Source organism: Micromonospora sp. NPDC004551 (assembly GCF_040609975.1).
Classification (GTDB): Bacteria; Actinomycetota; Actinomycetes; order Mycobacteriales; family Micromonosporaceae; genus Micromonospora.
In genome coordinates this window covers 45,674-64,887 of record NZ_JBEXLM010000016.1, presented here as the reverse complement: position 1 = coordinate 64,887, position 19,214 = coordinate 45,674, and the positions used below count along the sequence as shown (strand labels likewise).

Below are 19,214 nucleotides of genomic sequence, written 5' to 3'. Positions count from 1 at the left end.
CCCTCGCCCCGGGCTCAGTCCGGGGCGAGGGAGCGCCAGATCCGCTCGGGCAGGACGCGCGTGGCCTGCCCGAGATCGATGCCCGGCACGCCGGCGAGCCACCGGCGCGCGGTCTCCGCCACCGGCCCGATCAGCAGCATCTCGACCAGCGGCTCCGGCAGGGTGGCCAGCTCGCCGGCCGCCATCCGCGGCCGCAACCAGCCGGCGACGGCCGCCATGCGCGGCGCCTTGGCCGCCGCGACCTGTTCGGCGTGCGCGGCCAGGTAGCCGGTGTAGGCCGAGTCGTGGATGAAGCGCGCGGCGGCCGGGTTGTTCTCGGTGAAGCGCAGGTAGGCCACCACGATGGCGCGGACGCCGGTGCGGGCGGTCCGGGCCCGGCCCAGCGCCGCGATCAGCTCATCGAACAGCGCCGCCATGCACCTGCTGTACAGCGCCGCGGCCAGCCCGTCGAAGCTGCCGAAGTGGTGGTAGAGACTGCCGAGGCTGACCCCGCTGGCGGACGTCACCGCGTTGACCGTGAAGCCGGACTGGCCGGCCGTGGCGAACACGTCCAGCGCGGCGGCCAGCAGCCGCTCGGCGGTCGCCTCGCCCCGCTGTTGCTTAGGCGACATGAGCCATCCCCTGCTCCCACAGCCGTCGGGCCAGGGCGGGATCTTCCGCCACGGGCGCGAGCGGTACCGGACGGTCGCCGTCGAAGTAGCGCCCGGATTCCTCACCGGGCGCGAACGCCAGCCGCACCACCGGCGCCGCGCCGGCCTCCGGAGTATCCCACCGGCGCTTGACCACCTTGAGCAGGAGGCCCAGCACGCCACCGGGATCCCCCAGCCCCGTCCTGATGACGCCGGGATGCACCGCGTCGATGGCCACCCCGCGGGTCGCCCAGTGCGCGGCGAACAGCGGCACGGTGAGCAGGTTCGCGAGCTTGGTGTCGCAGTAGGTACGCATCCGGTGGAAGTCCTCACCCCAGGGCGTCCGGTCCGGATCCACCCTGCCCTTGACGTAGAGGCCGGCGCTGACCTGGACCACCCTCCCCAGCCGCTGCTCCAACAGGTGGTTGAGCAGGAACGGCGCCAGGTGGTTCACCGCGAACGACTGCTCGTAGCCGTCATCGGTGCGCACCAGCCGGGTCGGCCAGACACCTGCGTTGTGCACCAGCAGGTCCAACCGCCCGCAGCGGCCGCCGAGCTCAGCCGCGACCGCCCGCACGGACGACAGCACCGACAGATCGCCCACCACCAGCTCCGCCGAGCCGGCCGCGCCGCCCGGGTTCGCCCGCAGCGCCGCCACCGCCTGCTCGCCCCGCGCCCGGTCCCGGGCGACCAGCACCGTCCGGCAGCCCCGCCGCACCAGTTCGGTGGCCACCGCGAACCCGATGCCGCGATTGGCTCCGGTCACCACCGCCGTCACCGTCTCCGCCATGGCCGCCAGCCTAGACGAGGACTGGAGGGAGTTTCTAGAACAGGTTTCTATTTTGGGCTTCACAGGCATCGAGGGGCGGCCATAGGATTCCGGGACCGATCCAGCTCGGGAAGGAGCCGGCATGGGGCTGATTCATGCATGGCGGATGCAGAAGCTCGTCTCGGACGCCAGAACCGCCTACCACCAGGGCGACATCACGTTCAGCGCCGGGTTCGACATCGACACCCGCCGGCGGGTGTCGATGAAGCAGATCCGCAAGGAGATCGACTTGATCATCAACGCCGTGGAGCCGATCGGCTGGCAGTGTGTCAGCGTCGAGCCGTTCATGGCGTCGGTCGGGATCGACTTCGTCCGTAGCCCGTGATCCCGGGTCCGGCGCTGGCCGTCGGCGCCCGCGGCCCGGCGTAGGTCAGCGCAGGCAGAACAGTGTCTGCTGCCCGGTCGCGACCAGCGACCGCTGTCCGTCGTGGACGCCGAACACCTCCAGCCGGCACACGGTCAGCGTCCGGCCGGATCGCAGGACGGTGCCGATCGCCTCGATGTGGTCGCCGACGGCGGGCGCCAGGAGATTGATCTTGTATTCGACCATGGGGACGTCGGCGTCCGCGGGGAACAGCGTGAGGGCCGCGTAGCCGCCCGCGCTGTCCGCGATGGCGCTCGTGGCGCCCGCATGGACGTAACCGTGCTGCTGGGTCACCTCCGGCCGGCTGGCGAGCACGATGTGCACCCGCCCCGGCGCGATGTGCGCCAGGCGGGCGCCGAGGTGACGCATGAGCCCCTGACGTTCGAAGCTCGCCGTGATGCGCTCCCGTACCTCGGCGCTCGCCTCGCCCTCCATCTCTCCTCCGGGTTCAGATCGCCGTTCCCGGCGGGGACTTCAGGAGCGCCGCCGCCTCGGGCAGGTATCCGCCGCGCCCCGCGCGCAGAGCGCCCGCGGCCATGCGGACCAGGTCGATGTTGACGCCCGCCGCGCCGCTCGGGTCGTGCACCTTCAGCCGCACGTCGAGGCTCACCTCGGTGCCACCCCAGCCCTGCGCCTCGACGTTGAGGTGGGCGATCTTCTGGGACCCCAGGTGCGAGAGGTATCCGAGCGGCGCCATCTGGACCTTGTCCGATCCCACCGCGTTGGCCTTGGACTGCTGCTTGGTGTTGGGGTTCTCGACCAGGTTACGGAAATCTTCGGTACCGCCGAGATTGACCTGGTAGGAGCTGACGAGGGTGAGGCCGCGCTCCTCCAGCAGCCGCAGCAGCGCCCGGTGCACCACCGAGGAGCCGAACTGGCTGGCCAGGTCGTCGCCGATCAGTGGCACGCCGGCGGTGGTGAACCGCTCAAGCCGGGACGCCTCCCGGGCCACCGCGTCCGACGTGGTGTTCACGAACGCCACCCCCGCCGCCAGCGCCGCCTCGGCGTAGGCGCGAGCAGTCTCCGGCCGGCCGCTCGGCGCGGAGTAGAGCAGCACCTCGGCGCCCTCCAGCGACTGCGCCAAACGCTCGATCTCCGTCGCGTCCACCAGACCCCGCTGCACCGTCACACCGGACGGTGGCAGTTCCGCGTCCAGGCGCGGGAAGTTGTTGGGCGGCAGGAAGATCGCCTCGTGCAGGTCCCGGCCCACCTTGGCGTCGGAGATGGCGAATGCCGCGACCACATCGACGTCCCCGACGCCCAGCCCTGCCACCTCCGGGCGGTGGATGCCCACCAGGCTGCCGGTACGGCGGTAGAAGTTCAGCCCCTGCACCAGCGCCGAGGTGTTGTTGCCCACGCCGACGACCGCGACCTTCGCACTTTCGATCATGACAGGAGGCTACCCGGGGTCAGAAGTCGACGATCTTCAGCAGGACGATCGCGTTCGGGTCGTTGCTGAGGATCCGCCGTGCGTGCTCCAGGGCCCGGTCGCCGGGCGCCCGGTCGTACTCGATGTGGATCCGCCGGCCGTTCAGCGTCGCCTGCACGTCGGGGCGGTTGGTGCCGAGGCGGAGGGTGTCGGTGACGTCGACCTGGGTCTGGTTGATCCGGAAGTTGTTGGCGCCGGCCGCCTCCAGCAGCTCGATGTCGTGCCGTACGTCGATGTTCTGCACGCTGCTGCGCCCGACCCCGCGATTGGTGAACTGCCCGGACGCGTTGCGGATCGGGATCGCCGGGGGTGCGGGCCGGGTCAGGCCCGGACCGCTGGTGGGCAGCGCGGCCTCGAAGTCGGCCCGGGTCATCGGGGTGGCGTCGCCGAGGATCGTCTCCGGCACCCCCGCCTCCCGGGCGACGGCGTGGCTCTCCGCCATGGCGACGTCCGCGCGCGGCCGGCCGGGACCCTGGTGGCCGGGGCCGAAGTGCTCGCCCGCCCCGGCGAGGTCGGCCTCGGCCTGGGCGGCCAGGCCGGTGCGCCCGCCGGCCCGCTCAGCCATCTCCTGCCGCACCCGATCCGCCAGTTGCGCGAAGCCCTCCGGGTCGGCCGCCGCCGCGCGTTCCAGTTCCTCCCGGCTGAGCCGCTGCCCGAGCCCCTCGGCCTCGGCCATCAGCCGGTCGATCTCCGCCGCGTGCGGGCTGCGCGGCCCGGGCAGCGACGGGCCGCCGGTGGTGTAGCGGCCCAATGAGGTACGGCTGGCGATCATCTCGACCTCGTACACCCCGGGACCGACCGGGGTGGCGCTGAACGTCTCGATCCAGCGGTACCGGCGCTTGAGCACCATCAACGACGCGAGCAGCACCGGAACGGGGCTGTCGAGCGCGTCGTTGGTGGCCTCGATGGCCCGGGCCTCGGCCACCGCCTCCGGGTACTGGGCCGCCTTGGCGGCGTCGTCGGCCAGTGTCGGGGTGCCCGGTTCGTCGGTGGCGCGGACCGCTCCCTCGCCCAGCTCGTCGGCCTCCCGGGTGGCCGCGCCCTCGGCGCCTTCCCGGCCGGCCCGGGCCGTGCCGGCCTCGGTGGCCTCGCGGGCGGCCCCGGCCTCGACCGCCTCCCGGCCGGTGCGGGACGCGCCGGTCGTCGCGCCCTCCCGGGCCACGCCGGCCTCGACCGCCTCCCGGGCGGTGCGGGACGCGCCGGCCTCGGCGCCCTGGGCGGCCCGGCTCGCGGCGAGGGCCGCCTCGTCGCCCAGGCCGAGCATCCGCCCGGCCAGCCCCTCGACCCGTTCGAGGAGGCCGGCGGCGAAGCGGAACCGGCTGAGGAAGCCGCGCGCCGCGCCGATGCCGCGCAGGAGCGGTCCGCGCAGCGGGCGCAGCGCCCGGCCGAGGACGCCCAGCAGCTCGCCGCCGAGGTCGAGGAAGCGCAGCAGGTAGATCAGCAGGGGGCGCATTATCGGCCCGGCTGCCTCGAGGGCGGCGTAGCCGCCGGCACTGAAATAGATGATGGCGGCCTGGAGCAGCAGGAACCCGGCCACGAAGCCGATCTTCCGGCCCAGCTCGAAGTCGGGCAGCATGATGAATTCGAGCAGCGCGTCGGCGGCGCGCGCGCCGAGCGACTGGGCGCCGGCCACCATGGCCGCCCAGGCGTCGCCGAGGAGCTGCGCGAGCCCGCCCACGGTGGCGCCCTCGCTCTGCACCTCGGCGCGCATGCCGGTTTCGAGGGTGGCGGGGTCGAGGTCGGCCTCCGCCCCACCGGCCGTCGCCTGCGCGAGGGCGCCGGCCGGCAGCGCCGCGACGATCTGCGCGTCGGTCGGTTCGCCGGGCACTGTCGCGAGCTCGACGGCGCCGCCGCCCGCCCCGCCGCCGTCGGCCGTCGGAGCGGCGGCCACGGCGGTCGGAGCGACGGTTGCCGTCGGACCGGCGATCACGGCCGAGCCGGCGGCGGTGGCCGTTGCGGTGGGGCCGGTACCGGTCGGCGCGGTGACCCCCGAGGCCGGCACCGATCCCCCGGCGGGCGCCGCGACGGCCACACTGGACGCCAACGGTCCGGAGCCGGCGCCGGGAGCGGTGGTCGGGGTCGGCGGGGCCGCGGTGATCGTCGGCGCGGCACCGCCGGCCGGGCTCACCGCCGGCGGGCCCCGGACCAGGGCCATGCCGGGGGCGTACGCCTGGACGACCCGGGCCACCGCGCGTGCGGCGGCCACCAGGAGCTGGGCCAGCATGAACAGCAGCCGGAACGGGTCGATGATGCCGTCGACGACGCCCTGCACGATGCCCCACGCCATGCCGGCCACGAAGGACACGCCCCCGCCTGCGGCCAGGTTGGCGATCTTGTTGCTGGCGTCGATGCGCTGCTGGTCGCCGATCCGCTCGCCGTAGCGGAGCTGGGTGAGGAAGCCGACCACGCCCTCGCGTAGCAGCGCACCGAGCGGGCCGAGGCCGGTGAGCAGGGTGGGCAGTGCGCCGATCGTCACGATGAGCAGGTCGAGCACGAAGTTGATGACCGGCGGCTTGAGGTCGTCCGGGCAGAGCAGCCAGATCACCGCGCCGATGACGACCGGCAGCATGAGCGGGTTGGCCACCACCACGGCCAGCCGGACCAGGAAGTCCAGGATGGGCTGGAAGATGGCGATCAGCGCGTCGAAGACTCCGTGCAGGGCTTCGGTGAGCCGGCCGAACCCGTCGCGCGCCCAGGCCGCCATCCGGGTGAACTGGTTGGCGACCCCGGTGAGCAGGGCGGACACCGCCGTGAGGCAGGTGCTGGCGCCGAATGCCCCGAGCACGCCGCCCATCGCGGTGCCGACCTGGCCGGCCACGTCGGCGAGCCAGGTCGCCGCGGCGGCCAGCGAGTCCGCTGCGCCGGCGACCGCGTCGATGACGGTGGGCAGGATGCGGTGCTGAAGCACCTGCCGGGCGGCGACCAGGATCTCCTGGGTGTTCCAGTTCTCCCAGAGCCAGGTCAGGCCGTCCCATAGCGGCGGGAGCACCTGCGTCAGCACCACCACGGGGCCGAGCGGGGAGAGCATGACCAGGATGCCGCCGACCACCATGAGCGGGGTACGGATCGGTTCGATGGTGGCCCGCAGGGTCTCCCAGGCCGAGTTCGCGAGGTTGCCGAGCCAGCTGCGGGCGCCCTCGGTGCTGTCCCAGGCCAGACCGAACTGGGTGCTGAGCCAGTCCCAGGCGTACGACGCGCCGGCGCGGATGGGCGCGGTGAGGTCCCAGAGCCAGCCGCCCAGCCGGGTGAACGACTCCCAGACCGCGCCGCCCGCCGCGCCGAGCAGGTCCAGCGCGGGGACCGCGAGGTGGTCCCAGAGTCCGGTGAAGAGTGCGTTGACGGTGTCCGCGGCGGTCCGCAGGTTCCGGATGATCGGGCCGTCCCATTCCTGGAGGGCGGCCACGACCGGGCGCAGTAGTGCGCCGACGGTCGACCGGGCGGCGCCGCCGAGGCGGGCCTGGACGTCCCGGACGCCCTGGGCGAGCCCGGCGAAGGTGGACTCGATCGCGGACATCGGGTCGACGTCGGCGAGGCCGGCCAGCAGCCGGCCGAGCAGTGTGTTGACGCCGGTGCAGAGCAGCTCGCGCAGCCGGACCAGCGCGCCGCCGCGGAGGAACTCCAGCAGGCCGGGCGCGAGCCGGTCAACGACCGCGGAGGCCGCCTCCAGGGCGGTCCCGGCGATCTGTCCGCCCACGTCGAGGGCGGTGTCGAGCGCGCCACGGCCCAGGGCGGCGGCGTCGGTCGCGGTGTCGGAGACGAACCGGCCCACGGCGGTGTCGGCGAGCGCGAAGCACTGCACGCCGAGCGGCGCGGACCGGACCGGGGCGGCCGGTGGGCCGCGACCGGAGTGCTCGGTGGCCGGGGCGGGCGCCGGGCGGGCCTGCTGGCGGACGTGGGCCAGTTCGTGGGCGAGCACCAGGTCCCGGTCCGGCCCGGGCCCGGCGCCGAGCACCACGTGGTTGCCGTACGTGAAGGCGTGCGCCCGCCGTTCCCGGGCGGCGAGCTTGGCGGCGAGGCCGTCGTGCAGGCGTACCCCGGTGAGGTCCATGCCGAGCCCCGGCTCGTAGCGGGCGCGTTCGGCGCCGGTCAGCTGCCGGCCGGCGCCGAGCCGGGAATCGGGCACGGTGGCCAGCCGGGCGACCGGCCGGGCCGCCGGGGCGGCCGGCGGCGCGGGCCGGGCCGCGGTGCCGTGCGTGGGCCGGGCCGCGGTGCCGTGCGTGGGCCGGGCGGCGGTGGCGTGGGTGGGTCGGGCGGCGACGAGGCGGGCTGCGGTGGCGTGGGCGTCGTGTTCGGCGGCCGGGTCGGGCGGGGCGTGCACCGGGATGCGGGCGACGCTGTGGGTGCTGCGGGCGGCCCTGCCCGCCCGCTCGGCCGGCCGTTGCGCCGTCGGGCGGGCGCGCTGGGGCTCGTCCCGGTCGCCCGACCGGGACGGCTCGGCCGCCTCCGCCACCCTCACACGCCCACATTCCCCTCGTCGCGCCACGCCCCGGTGCCGTCGACCAGCGCCGGGCCGGTGGTGCACAGATTGTCGCGCGCCACCCACAGCGCGGGCGAGCCCGACGGGCCGGGAACCACCCGGATGCCGAGCACGGTGCCGTCGAACGTGTTCGCGGCGGCCACGGCGTGCGGGCCGAGCCGGCCGGCGCAGAGCAGGCCCTGCACGGGGTAGCCGGGTTCGGCGCCGGTCAGGTCGACCACGTTGGACGACACGTCGAGGCGGTGGCAGTCCCCGACGTACACGCCCTGGTGCAGGTAGGCGGTGGCGGCACGCGCCGGCGGGGTGACCGTGTTGCCGGTGATCCACACCCGGCGTACCGTCTCGCGCTCCTTGTCGGGGTCGCCCAGGGCGACGCTGATGCCGGTGAGCGCGCCCGCGACGGTGTTGTCGCGGACCCGGACGTCGGCGGCGGTGGTCCCGGCGACGGTGATGCCGGCGGTGGCCGTGGCCGCGGTGGCGAACTCCTCGGCGACCCGCCGCAGCCAGGCGGCGAAGCGGGTCCGCTCGTCGAAGAACCGGGAGTCCGGGTTGTGCCGGACCAGGTCGTCGCGGACCAGGTCCTGGAGTTCCTCGACGGTCTTGACCTGCTGGTCGCCGAGGTAGGCGGTCCAGCCCTTCGAGTCGTCGATCTCGGAGGCGAACCGCAGGGTGCGGGCTTCCACGAGCGACGACCAGCCGCGCCGCAGGCCGAGCCCGTCCTCCCCGGCGAGCAGCGGGTGCACGGCCCGCCGGGCGATCCGCCGGGCGAAGCGGGCATCGCTCAGCCACTCGAGGAACCGCTTCTCCGGGTCGGCGCCCGGGTCGCCGGTGGCCACCACGTCGCAGCCGGTCACGTCGGTGCGCCGGCTGTTCAGGACCAGCACGCCGGTCTGGGCGTGGCCCGCCTCGACCCGGCAGTCCCGGACCACGGCGCGCTCCACCGGCCGGCCGCCCTCGCGGTCGTCGCCGCGGACGGTGATCCCGCTGCCGACGGCGGCCGGGGCGTCGCCCATCTCGGCCTGGACCCGTTCGACGAGGACCAGGCCGGTGCGCTGGATGTCGAGGGCGCCGTTGCGCTGGTCGTTCTCGGCCGGCGCCGCGGCCACGGACAGGTCGCGGACCTGCACCTCGCCGCAGTCGATGAACCGCAGCGCCGACTCGGCGGCGGCGACGATCCGGGTGGCGGAGCCGACCCCGGTGACCAGCACGCAGGACACTCCGATGAGCACCGCCGGCTCCTTCAGCGTCCACTCCCCCGCGGTCAGGCAGAGCGCCAGCGCGGTGACCCCGGACAGGTCGGCGAACAGCTGCGCCAGGTCGGCCTCGGGGCGGACCACGAGGCAGACCGTGCCGCCCTCGTCGCGGCGGCCGGTGACCCGGACCTCGGCGTCGACCGGGGCGTCGGCGTCGTCGAGCCGGACCGCCGTGAGCACTCGGGTGGTCGCACCGGTGCTGGGCAGCAGCCAGCGCACGTCGATCTGGCCGTGGGCGTCGGTCTCCAGGACCACCTGCGCCGGGTCGGCGGCGGTGGGCACGCCGGTGGCCAGGTGCCCGTCGACGGCGGTGAACCGGACCCGGGCGCGGTGCACCGGCCGGCCGCCGTTGCGGACGACCACCCGCACCGGTTCGGGTAGCGGCTGGCCGGGCGGGGCCTGCTGGCCGTCGCCGCCGAGCAGGTCGAGGGTGACCAGGTCGGTCAGGGGCGGGGTGAGCGGCCGGCAGTCGTCGTCGAGCGCCCAGCGGCCGGCGCCGCCGACGGTGGTGCGGCGGAGGATGCCGAGCACCGCGACGTGGTGCACCGGTCCCAGCGGCGGGCGGGCCAGGGCGTTGCCGAGCTCATCGGTGGGCCAGTCGATGGTGCCGGAGAGGGCGCTGACGCCGTAGACCAGGCGGACCGTGCGGGCCGGGATCAGCCAGTGGTCGCCGACGCGGAAGTCGCCGGCGCCGAAGCGCACCTCGATGCCGGCGTCGTCCAGCTCGTCGGGGCTGGCGTTGGCGACCTGGGCGGGGCCGTCCCAGCGGCGGACGATCGGCGTGCGGCCGAGCGCCGCGAGGCTGGCCGGTGCGCCGGCGGCCCACGTCACCGGCAGCGCGGTCCCGTCCGGGGCGCCGGCGGTGGCCAGGTGGCCGGGCCGGCCGTGCAGCTCGCGGTCGGGGCTGGTCACCTCGACGAGGTCGCCCTCGCGGAAGGACAGTTCCTCGTCCCGGCCGACCCGGTCCAGGGTCAGCTCGGCGTCCATCCCGGCCGCCGCGGCGGCCGCCGAGGGCGGGCCGATGGCGGTCAGCCCGGCGACCACGCTGCCGTTCTCGCGGGACCACAGGTAGCGGGCGGTGCCGTCGGTGGCCACGTCGTGGACCTGGACGCGGTAGAGCTGGTTCTCCAGCCGCCGGTAGCCGCCGGAGCCGCTCAGCCGGCACGGGTCGGCGGTCGGGTCCACCTCGCGCAGCGCGGCGGTCATGGTGGGTGCGGTCCGGCCGCCCCACACGGGGTCCACCACGTTCGCGCAGGCCGTGCCGGCGGCCACCTTGACGAGCCGGACCTGCCACACGGTGCGGGCCCGGGTGGTGGTGTCCGGTCCGCCGAGGGCGGACTCCCGCAGCCGGGGCGCCTGGTCGGCGGTGACGTGCTGGTCGGCGACGTCGAGCAGGACGGCGTACCGGCCGTCGGCGGTGGGCTCGGGCAGGCCGGGCAGGTCACCGATCTTGGGCAGGTAGGGCTGGTCGGCGAGCTTGTGCCCGGCCCCGCCGGCCGCCGGCGGGGCGGCGTCGACCAGCACGCCGTCGACGTAGTAGCGGCCGGGGGTGATCCGCAGGTCCGCCCAGGCGGTCGCGGTGGGGGTGGCGCCGGCGGTGTCGACCACGGCGAAGCCGGCCCCGTCGAGCGGCCCGCCGGCCTTGCCGACGATGTCGCGGGTCCGTTCCTCGTCGTGCCAGGCGGTGATCTTCGTCTGCTCGTTCCACTCGGCGTCGAGCAGCATCCGGCCCTGCTGCAACAGCACCTGGCGGTAGCCGTCGCGCGGGTCGAACGTCCAGCGGGTGAAGTCTCCGTGCACGTCAACTCCCGAAGATCCCGAGCTCGATGCCGACCGGCCGGTAGGGGTCGAGCTGCCGCTGCGCCGCCCGGAGCCGCAGCGGTCGCCTGAGGTGGTGGTGCACGCCCGGCTCGGCCCGGTCCTCGCCGCCCTCCCGGATGGCCACGGGGCAGGACCCGGCGAGGGCCGGGTACGCGGGCGAGGCCGGGTCGGTGGCCGCGTACACCGGGAGCGGGCCGGGCTCGCCCTCAGCCGGCACGCAGCGGTAGCGGCGCGGGGTGCGCGAGCCGGGGGCGACGTAGCTGAATCGCAGGCAGCCGACCTGCCGGTGGGCCACCGCCACCGGCCCGTCGAGCACGCAGCTGCTGGCGTCGAGGCTGCGTACCCGCACCGCGCCGCGCACGGTGCTGCCCTCCAGGCAGACGTGCACGCCCTCGCCCGCGAGTGCGGTCCCGCCGGCGGTGGTGGCGTCGAGCACGCAGGTGTCCACGGTGGCCATCGGCACGGTGGCGGCGAGGGTGACGGCGCCGGCCACCACCCGGCTGAGCCGGAGCTGGAGCCGGCTGTTGGGCCCGCCGGCGGCCGAGGAGACGCGGATCGCGCCGGTGACCGTGGCGTGCGCGACGGTGAGATGGCCGAGCTGGCCGGGCGCGACGATCACGTCGCCCTCGACGAGCAGCCCGTCGACGACCACGCTGCTGCCCGGCTCGCCGGTGATCCGCAGGTTGCCACGCAGGTGCGGGCGCAGCCCGTCGGGGGCGTACCGGCCGGGGACCGGGGCGAGCACCTCGCCGTCGGGGCGGCGGCGGGTCGGCCAGCCGGCGGCCACCAGCACGAGCCGGGTGCCGGCGGGCACGGTGACCGCGACGTCCCCAAGGTAGGCGGCGCTGTCGGCGACCGAGACGACGTACGTGCCGCCGCGGGTGGTGCTGCCGGGGGCGGCCCAGGACGCCTCGGCCGCGGCCAGGCCGGCCACGAGGGTGGGCACGCTGCCGGCGGGGGCGGACGCGCCGGAGCACACCTCGGTCTGGCCGGCGGCGGGCGGCGCGTCCGGCCCGTCGTCGGTCACCGGGGCGCCCGCGTCGGTGGCGAGCAGCGCCTCGTGGGCGGCGGTGCGGTCGTAGGTGCCGGCGCCGACGTCGGCGAGGCCGCCGTAGGCGTAGCGGACGAAGACCGCGTCGGGGGCGGCCGGCGCGTGGACCCGCAGCCGCCCGGCCACCGGATCGACCATCACCTGCGGCGCCGCGCCGGAGGCGAGGTCTTCCAGGTGGCAGACCCGGATCCGGTCCGGGGGCAGGTCGGGCTGGTCGACACCGCCGACCCGCAGCCGTACGCCGAGCGGCAGCGCGGCCGCCGGCAGGGTGCCGCCCCGGGCCTGCCCGAGCAGGTCGAGCAGCCGGCGCGGGCGCAGTGGCACGGGCAGGTCCGCCTCGGTGGCGAGCCGCTCGACGGCCTCCTCGCGGCGGGGCGGGGCGTACAGGGGCACGGCCCGGCCCAGCGGGTCGAACGTCCAGTGGTCCCCTGCCGCCCGGGCGGCCGACCAGCCGCCGTTCGGGCCGGCCGGCGGGTCGGCCTCGGGGGCGCCCACCTCGTACGCCTGGGTCGGGAACAGGTGCACGGCCACGTGGTCGATGCCGTAGCGGCCACGCAGGGTGGGGATGCGGCGTACCTCGGCGGTGTGGGTGAGCGGGTCGAGGGCGCCGCGCGGCCCGGGTGGGCTGACCACGGCGGCGGCCTCGATCCGGGCGGCGCCGCGCAGCGAGACGGTGGCCGGCCGGTCGGGGCGGACGTGGTTGACGTGGGTTGCGCCCACGAGCAGCGGGTGGTGCTCGACGGCGCGGGCCGGCCAGCCGGTGACGTCCCGGGCGACCTGTTCCAGCACGGCCACGGTGCCCTTGCGCCGGCGGTAGGCGACGGTGTTGGCGACCAGGGCCCGCCGGCTCACCGTGACCCCGAGGTCGGGCGGCAGTTCGGCGACGCCGACCAGGTCGGCGAGGTACGGCACCAGCCACTCGGCGCAGGTCTCGACGAAGAACCCGTCGTGCAGCCGGTCGAGGTCGGCCTCCAGCAGCTCCAGCTCGCCGGCCACCGCGGCGAGCAGCGCGGTGAGCGGGCCGGTGCCGCCGTCGGCCTGGGCGTCGCGGGCGAGCAGGTGCACCGGCACCAGGTCGAGCAGGCGGCGCAGGGCGGTTTCGGTCACGACATCACCCCGATCGTCACCTCGGCGAGGGTGAGCACCTGGGCGGGGCGCACCGTGCCGGCGAACCGGCCGGGCAGCGCGGCCAGCAGGTCGACGGCGACGGAGCCGGGAGGCGCGGCGAGCCGGGGCAGGGTGCAGGCGCGTACCCCGGGCACCGCGCGCACGGTGACCAGGGCCCGGGAGGCCACCACCCCGGTGGCGAAGCCCAGCGCCGGCGGCGTGTACGCGGCCGCGAGGGCGGCGCGGACGGCGGCCTCCACGTCGGCGCGCGGGTACGCCGGGTCGTGGGCGAGGTCGACGTGCAGTCCGAACGGGACGGTCTGCCCGGCCAGCACGGCGAGCCGGGTGCCGGGGTCGCGGGCGGCCACCAGGGCGGCGCGCAGCGCGGCGACCAGCTCCGGCCCGGCCGGGGCGGCCCCGCCACCGGCCGCCGCGCCCAGCGCGGAGACGACGACGACCTGCTCCCGGCCGTCCCACACGTCGTCGGCGCGGGCCAGGGTGACCCCGGCGAAGCCGGCCGCGAAGTCCTCGTGGTCGGCCACCGACACCGCCCGGTCCAGGGTGCGGATCCGCAGCGGGGCGTGCGCCCGCGCCGCGTCGAGCTGCTCCGGATCGGCCCAGTCCCGGGCCGGGGCGGGGTTGCCGGCGGCCCGCACCCCGTACGGGCGGCGGGGCAGGATGCTGAGCTGGCCCGCCTGGACCGCGCCGGCGGCGCCGACCCCGACCCGGTAGGTGGCCACGACGTTCTCCACGCCGCCGGGCAGCCGGGCGCCGTGCCGGCCGTCGCCCGTGGTGACGGTGGCCAGGCCCTCGTCGTCGAGCCGTTCGGTGTGCACCCGGTCGCGCGGGCCGGAGGTGTCCAGCGCGGTCACCGGCTCCCAGCGCACGCCGTCGACCCGGACCTCCAGGGTGCTGCGCGCGCCGGCGGGGCTGTCGTCGCGGACGTGGGTGAGCGGGCCGCGCCGGGTGCGCATCCGCTGGAACGCGACCGTGGGGTCGCCGCTGCCGAGCGGCTGGACGACGGTCTCGCCGTGGGTGGCCGCGGCGACGTTGCCGCGCACCCGCAGGCCGCGCGGGTCGTAGCTCAGGGTGAGGTCGCGGTCCAGGTCGACGGTCATGGTCCGGCCGTCGGCGGCGACCGCGCAGGCCAGCACCACCGCGGTCTCGGCCAGCGGTGGTGCGGTGGCCGCCGCGACGAGCGGGTCGGCGGGCGGGCCGCCGGGCGGGAACCCGGTGACCACCACCCGGCGGCCGGCGGGCAGCGGCGGGTCGGTGGCGACCAGGGTGAGCCGCCGGCCGCCGACCGGCTCCATGAGGGGCCGCTCCGCCGCCGGCAGCGGCCGGGACTCGCCGCGTACCAGGGTCTCCCGGCGGCCGAAGGTGTCCAGGTTCTCGGTGATGTCGACGCGCACCTGCGTGGTCCGGCCGCTGACTCCGAACCGGGAGTCGCCGGCCGGGTCGGCCGCCTCGACGGCGTACAGCTCGCGGTAGTCGGGGCGTTCGAGCAGCAGCCAGGAGCCGGGCACGATCCGGGGGTGGTCGCCGTCGACCTCGACCACGTCGGCTGGGGTCGGGTGGCCGGGCGGGAACGGGTTGTCGATGTCGTCCCACTCGCCGTTGGTGATGCCGGGCGGTGGGGGGTGGTTCCCGGCGAGCAGGCCCGCCATGGGGGCGTTCCAGCCGAACAGGTTGGTCCGGGTGGCGAAGGCGTGGACCTGCACGTCCTCCTCGGCGGTCAGCGGCGTCGCACGCCGCCAGCCGATCCGTTCGGCCAGCACCAGCCGGGTCCAGCCGGCGAGGCCGGGCGGGCCTTCCTCGACGGCCGTGACGACGCGGAAGTCCCAGCGCTCGTCGTCGCGCCGCCGGTCGGCGGCGGCCCGGCTGTGGGCGGGGGTGCGCCCGTAGCGGCGGCGTTCGGCGCCGACCACCAGCACGCCGTCGCCGGACCGCACCCCGAGCGCGGTGCCGCGCAGCCAGATCGCGTCGGTGGCGAAGTCGATCTCCTGCGGCCCGGCGGTGGCGCCGGGGATCGCGTTCCACACCGCGTACGCGCGCAGGTCGGCGCCGGTCTCGAAGGTCTGCGGCAGCTCGCCCTGCCCGGGCACCGACTGCACCGGCGTGCCGGCCGGCACGTCCACCTGCGACGGTGCGCCCGGCGCGTCCTCCACGTCGAAGGCGATGTCCACGGCGGCGGCGACGCCGGGGCGCGGCTGGTAGCCGATCATGCCGGCGAGGTTGCGCACCGAGGTCAGCTCGGTGGCCGTGCGCAGGTACGACTCCTGCGCGATCCGCTCGGTGTAGAACGACACCACGTCGGTCATCACGGCGGCGGCGTCGAGCAGCGCCAGCAGCGGGTCGTCCCCGTCCTGCCCGGCCACCGCCCGCACGCCGGCCGGCAGTCCCGGGTCGGCGAGCGCGGCCCGCATCCGGGCCAGGGCGTGGCTGTGCGGGGCGACCCGCCAGGCCAGGGCGGGCTGGCCAGGCGGGTTGGTCACCTCGGGCGCGGGCGGCCGCAGCGGGTCGCACCCGCATCCGCCACCGCAGCCGCAGCTCACGCGCCACCGCGCAGATGGAAGGCGACCCGGCCGTACTCCGGGTTGCTCGGGTCGCTGTCGGCGCGCAGCACCTCGCGGGCGGCGGCGTCGATCCGGCCGCGGGCCACCTCCCCGGCGGGCGGGCGGCCGAGCCGGCGGAACCTCAGGCCGGTGACGTCGTCGTCGGCCACCTCGACGTAGCCGACGCCGGGCACGGCCATGACGGCGGCGACGAGGTCGGAGACGTACAGGGACTGGCCGAAGGTGAGCCGGTCGGGGTGGAAGAACCCGAGCCGGCCGTCGGGCAGCACCCGGTTGGACAGTTCGGCGCGCAGCCGCCGTTCCACGTCGGCGGCGAGGTGGCCGTCGGTGACGCAGACCCCGAGGACGATCTCCAGCGGGACGTGCGCGGGGGGCGCCAGCTCCACGTCGGTGCCGGCCAGCCGGCGTACGTCGAGCAGCGCGGCCACCTCGGCGGCGAGCGTGGGATCGCCGGCCCGGCGGGCCACCGGGTCGAGGGTGACCTCCTGGGCGTACCAGGAGCCGGTCCAGCGGCGGCGGGCCACCGCGCGCTGCACGCCCGGGTTCTCCTCGGCGGCGGCGGCGTGGTCGGCGCTGGTCACGGCGCGCAACTGGGTGCGGAACGCGTACGGGGCCAACTCCTTCACCTCGTCGACGGACTCGGGGTCGACCCCGCCGGTGGCCGGCAGCGGGTTGCTGACGCTCAGGCCGGCCGGCACCGCCCACGCGGCGGTGGGCAGCGGCAGGGTGAGCACGTCCGCCCCGACGTTGCCGGCGGTGCCGCCGCCGACCCGGGGCCAGGCGGTGAGCGTGACGCCGGGCGCCGGCCGGCGGCCGTTGATCCCGTCGCCGGTGCGCAGCCGCAGCACGCCGGTGGTTTCCGGTTCGGCGACCACGTGCGGGTCCAGCCGGCCGCTGGCCAGCAGATCGGGCACCGGGGTCCAGGTGCGGCTGCCGTCGTCGAGCAGCACGGCGGGCAGCGCGCGGCGCGGGTCGGGGCGCAGCGCGGCGGCGGCGCTGCGCGCGTCCACCACCGCGTCGGTCCAGGCCACCGGGTGCCGCCCGGTGGGCAGCCGCGGCCGGTACGCGCCGTCGGCGGGGGCCTGCGGCGGCAGCAGCCCGCGCGGGGGCAGCGCGGCGGCGTGCTCGGCGAGCGCGACGTTGGCGAGGGCGACGGCGGCCGGGGCGGCGGTGCCGTCGGCGGCCCGTCGGGCCACCGGCAGCGGGACGGCCAGGGCGTCCTCGGCGGCCCAGTGCAGCTCGCGGACGACCGTGCCGGCGGGGGCGAGCGGGTCGGCGCGGGTGACCGGGTCGCGGTCGAGCCGGACGGCCTGCCGCCGGGCCTCGTCGCCCACCACGGTCCCGGTCTCGTCGGCGGGCGCGAGGACGAGGACGTCGCCGGCGCGCAGCTGCGGGTCGGCGCCGGCCGGGTGCCGGAGCCAGCCGCTCGTCGCGCCGGCCGGCAGGCAGGCGTCCGGGTCACCCCAGGCGTGCAGGTCGAGCTGGTTGCGGGCCGGGCGCAGCGCCACCGGGGCGAGGGTCTCGAAGACGGTGGCGCCGGCGTCCACCGCGACCTCGACCCCGGCGTCGGGCGGCAGCGGGTCCTCGACCCCGGCGACCGGCGTGCGCGCCGGCAGGGTCAGGGGCGCGCCGGTGCGGAACGTCAGCCAGGTCCGGGCCGCGCAGCCGTCGTGCATCCGGTAGTCGAGCAGCCGCGCGTGCCGGCGCACCGAGGGGCGCAGCCGCGCGGTGGCCAGGTGCGCCTCGGCGGCGATCGCGTCCTGCCGGTAGGTGAGCCGGTCCCCCACGTAGGCGAACAGCTCGGCGAGGGTGACCAGCGGGTCGGCCGCGTTGCGGTCGGTCCAGCCGGGCAGCAGCACGGCGAGCCGGTCGAGCAGCCGGGTGCGCAGACCGGCGTAGTCGCGAGCCAGGTAGTCCAGGGCGGGGGTGGTGGCGGGCACCGGCGGGCAGCCGCCGTCGGGCCGGCAGTCCAGCTCGTCGGGGCAGTCGACGGCGAAGGCGAACGGGCAGGTGGCCAGCGGCTCGTCGAAGCCGGCCGGGAAGCCCTCGCCGCCCGGGCCGGTGAGGGCGAGCAGGTAGCTGGACCAGTCCCCGCTGGAGGAGGTGCGCACCACCAGCACCCGGGCCCGCTCGGGCGCCGGCACCGCCCCGGTCACCAGCGTCCGGTCGGCCGCGGTCACCCCGGGCGGCGGCCCGGCCGCCACCACGTTCGCCGGGTACGCCCAGAGCACCCGCACCGGGTTGACCCGCGGGTCGACCCGTACCCCGCCGAGGAGGCGGACCCGGCCGGCGTCGAGGTCGGCGGGGACCGGGCCGCGCAGCAGGTGCACCAGGAGGGTGCGCTGGCGGGGCGCGCCGGGAACGTGCCCCGGGGTGCCGGGCCGGTTCGACAGCACCTCGACGTGGTCGATCCCGTCGAAGGTGCTCTCTCCCTCGACGAGCGCCCGGCGGGCCTCCCGGTCGAGCAGCGGCGCGGTCACGGGGTGCCGCCCAGCACGGTGAGGGTGCGGCGCTCGCCGACGGCCGCCCCGGCGACCAGCGGCACGTAGCTGACGGTCACCCGCAGCTGGGCGTCGGCCGCCTCGACCCGCACGTCGTCGATCTGCACGAGCTCGCCGAGCCAGCGTTGCAGCGCGCCGTGCACCAGCGCCCGGGTGGCGTGCGCCATCTCGTCGCCGGCCGGGGCGAAGACGAGCCGGTCGACGCCGCTGCCGAAGTCGGGCCGGTTGACCCGTTCGCCGGGGCGGGTGAAGAGCACGGCCTCGACCAGGCCGCGCAGGTAGTCCTCGTCGCCGACCAAGGTGGTGCGGCCGCGGCCGCCGACCCGCAGGGGAAAGCCGACGTGCCGGCCGGCGGTCACGTCGCCACCGCCCGGAACTGGCTGGCGGTGACCGCCAGCGGCACCCCGGTCGGCGCGCAGGTGGCCAGGCCACTGGCCAGCACGAGGGGCTGTCCCATGGAGCGCACCCGGACGCTGCCGACGCTCCACACGCTGGTCACGCAGGGGCCGCCGGAGACCGGCGGGAACGGGCAGGCCGCCACCGTCCACGGCGCGGCGAGCAGCACGGTGGCCTGGCCGCCGACGCGTACCCGGGGGTTGGGCACGGTGGGCATCGCCTGGCCGCCGTGCGCGCAGATCACCACGGCGCCCTGGTGCACGAGAGGTCCGGGCATCACATCACCTCCAGCGCGCCGTCGTTGACCGAGACCCGCACACCGTCGAGGACGACCTTGGTGGCCCCGGTGGACAGCTCGATCCCGCCGGAGCCGAGCACCACCTTGAGCGGGATCAGCACGGCCGGCGGCCCCACCTCGATGGTCAGGCCGCCGACCATGGGCAGGTCGCTGACCGTCACGCTCACCGAGTCGGACTGGAACACCCGCTGCTGCGGCAGGCCGGGCGCGGGCGACTCGCCGACCTGCCAGTAGCAGCCCAGCAGGACCGGGTAGTCGGGGTTGCCGCCCTCGAACGCCACCCAGGCGGCGGCGCCCACCGGCGGCAGATTGAACCCGCCGACACCGTTGCCGGCGTAGGGCACGCACGGCTCGGCCCAGGCCAGCCGCCCGTCGCCGAGCACCTTCGGGACGGACACCTGCACCCGCCCGCGCAGCATCGGGTCGACGTTCTGCTCCACCTTGCCTCGGTAGACACCGAAGAACTGCCGGGTCATCGCCGCT

13 protein-coding genes are annotated in these 19,214 nt (G+C 76.5%); 1 reads left to right on the top strand and 12 read right to left on the bottom strand.

Annotation, left to right across the window (positions count from 1 at the left end; translation table 11 throughout):
* Positions 1–14: 14 nt before the first annotated feature.
* Positions 15–611, bottom strand: coding sequence for a TetR/AcrR family transcriptional regulator (locus tag ABZW14_RS19820; protein WP_355348246.1), 597 nt, complete (start codon positions 609–611; stop codon positions 15–17).
* Positions 601–1,419, bottom strand: a complete 819-nt coding sequence (locus tag ABZW14_RS19815; protein ID WP_355348243.1) for an SDR family NAD(P)-dependent oxidoreductase — start codon at positions 1,417–1,419, stop codon at positions 601–603. The genes ABZW14_RS19820 and ABZW14_RS19815 overlap by 11 nt, the downstream gene beginning before the upstream one ends.
* 121 nt (positions 1,420–1,540) lie before the next feature.
* Here ABZW14_RS19815 and ABZW14_RS19810 point away from each other — a divergent pair, with 121 nt between their 5' ends.
* On the top strand, positions 1,541–1,783 hold the full coding sequence (locus tag ABZW14_RS19810; protein ID WP_355348240.1) for a hypothetical protein: 243 nt from the start codon (positions 1,541–1,543) through the stop codon (positions 1,781–1,783).
* A gap of 45 nt (positions 1,784–1,828) precedes the next feature.
* Here the strand turns inward: ABZW14_RS19810 and ABZW14_RS19805 are convergent, their stop codons facing one another.
* From ABZW14_RS19805 to ABZW14_RS19760, 10 genes are read right to left on the bottom strand one after another with little or no spacing between them, the layout of a single operon-like run.
* On the bottom strand, positions 1,829–2,257 hold the full coding sequence (locus ABZW14_RS19805; RefSeq protein ID WP_355348237.1) for a PaaI family thioesterase: 429 nt from the start codon (positions 2,255–2,257) through the stop codon (positions 1,829–1,831).
* Between the two features lie 13 nt (positions 2,258–2,270).
* A complete protein-coding gene (locus ABZW14_RS19800) occupies positions 2,271–3,212 on the bottom strand; it encodes an inositol-3-phosphate synthase (RefSeq protein WP_355348234.1) in 942 nt (313 codons plus the stop codon).
* A 19-nt stretch (positions 3,213–3,231) separates the two neighbouring features.
* Complete coding sequence (locus ABZW14_RS19795) at positions 3,232–7,707, bottom strand: DUF4157 domain-containing protein (protein ID WP_355348231.1); 4,476 nt, start codon at positions 7,705–7,707, stop codon at positions 3,232–3,234.
* The gene (locus tag ABZW14_RS19790) at positions 7,704–10,781 is read right to left on the bottom strand and encodes a DUF6519 domain-containing protein (RefSeq protein ID WP_355348228.1); all 3,078 of its coding nucleotides are present in this window, start codon (positions 10,779–10,781) and stop codon (positions 7,704–7,706) included. Before ABZW14_RS19790 ends, ABZW14_RS19795 begins: the two co-directional genes overlap by 4 nt.
* Position 10,782: 1 nt before the next feature.
* Positions 10,783–12,960: a phage tail protein gene (locus ABZW14_RS19785; RefSeq protein WP_355348225.1), complete on the bottom strand. Its 2,178-nt coding sequence runs from the start codon at positions 12,958–12,960 to the stop codon at positions 10,783–10,785.
* Positions 12,957–15,455: a baseplate J/gp47 family protein gene (locus ABZW14_RS19780; protein WP_355348222.1), complete on the bottom strand. Its 2,499-nt coding sequence runs from the start codon at positions 15,453–15,455 to the stop codon at positions 12,957–12,959. The genes ABZW14_RS19785 and ABZW14_RS19780 overlap by 4 nt, the downstream gene beginning before the upstream one ends.
* Before the next feature lie 56 nt (positions 15,456–15,511).
* A complete protein-coding gene (locus ABZW14_RS19775) occupies positions 15,512–18,016 on the bottom strand; it encodes a putative baseplate assembly protein (protein ID WP_355348219.1) in 2,505 nt (834 codons plus the stop codon).
* Positions 18,013–18,396 (bottom strand): GPW/gp25 family protein, encoded by a 384-nt coding sequence (locus ABZW14_RS19770; RefSeq protein WP_355348216.1) that lies wholly within the window; start codon positions 18,394–18,396, stop codon positions 18,013–18,015. The genes ABZW14_RS19775 and ABZW14_RS19770 overlap by 4 nt, the downstream gene beginning before the upstream one ends.
* Positions 18,393–18,710, bottom strand: a complete 318-nt coding sequence (locus ABZW14_RS19765; protein WP_091261547.1) for a hypothetical protein — start codon at positions 18,708–18,710, stop codon at positions 18,393–18,395. Before ABZW14_RS19765 ends, ABZW14_RS19770 begins: the two co-directional genes overlap by 4 nt.
* A complete protein-coding gene (locus tag ABZW14_RS19760; protein WP_091261546.1) occupies positions 18,710–19,207 on the bottom strand; it encodes a phage baseplate assembly protein V in 498 nt (165 codons plus the stop codon). The genes ABZW14_RS19765 and ABZW14_RS19760 overlap by 1 nt, the downstream gene beginning before the upstream one ends.
* Positions 19,208–19,214 lie beyond the last annotated feature (7 nt).

Coding starts and splice junctions, on each gene's coding strand:
- ABZW14_RS19820 (WP_355348246.1), bottom strand. CDS start 611: ATGTCGCCTAAGCAACAGCGGGGCGAGGCGACCGCCGAGCGGCTGCTG.
- ABZW14_RS19815 (WP_355348243.1), bottom strand. CDS start 1,419: ATGGCGGAGACGGTGACGGCGGTGGTGACCGGAGCCAATCGCGGCATC.
- ABZW14_RS19810 (WP_355348240.1), top strand. CDS start 1,541: ATGGGGCTGATTCATGCATGGCGGATGCAGAAGCTCGTCTCGGACGCC.
- ABZW14_RS19805 (WP_355348237.1), bottom strand. CDS start 2,257: ATGGAGGGCGAGGCGAGCGCCGAGGTACGGGAGCGCATCACGGCGAGC.
- ABZW14_RS19800 (WP_355348234.1), bottom strand. CDS start 3,212: ATGATCGAAAGTGCGAAGGTCGCGGTCGTCGGCGTGGGCAACAACACC.
- ABZW14_RS19765 (WP_091261547.1), bottom strand. CDS start 18,710: ATGCCCGGACCTCTCGTGCACCAGGGCGCCGTGGTGATCTGCGCGCAC.
- ABZW14_RS19760 (WP_091261546.1), bottom strand. CDS start 19,207: ATGACCCGGCAGTTCTTCGGTGTCTACCGAGGCAAGGTGGAGCAGAAC.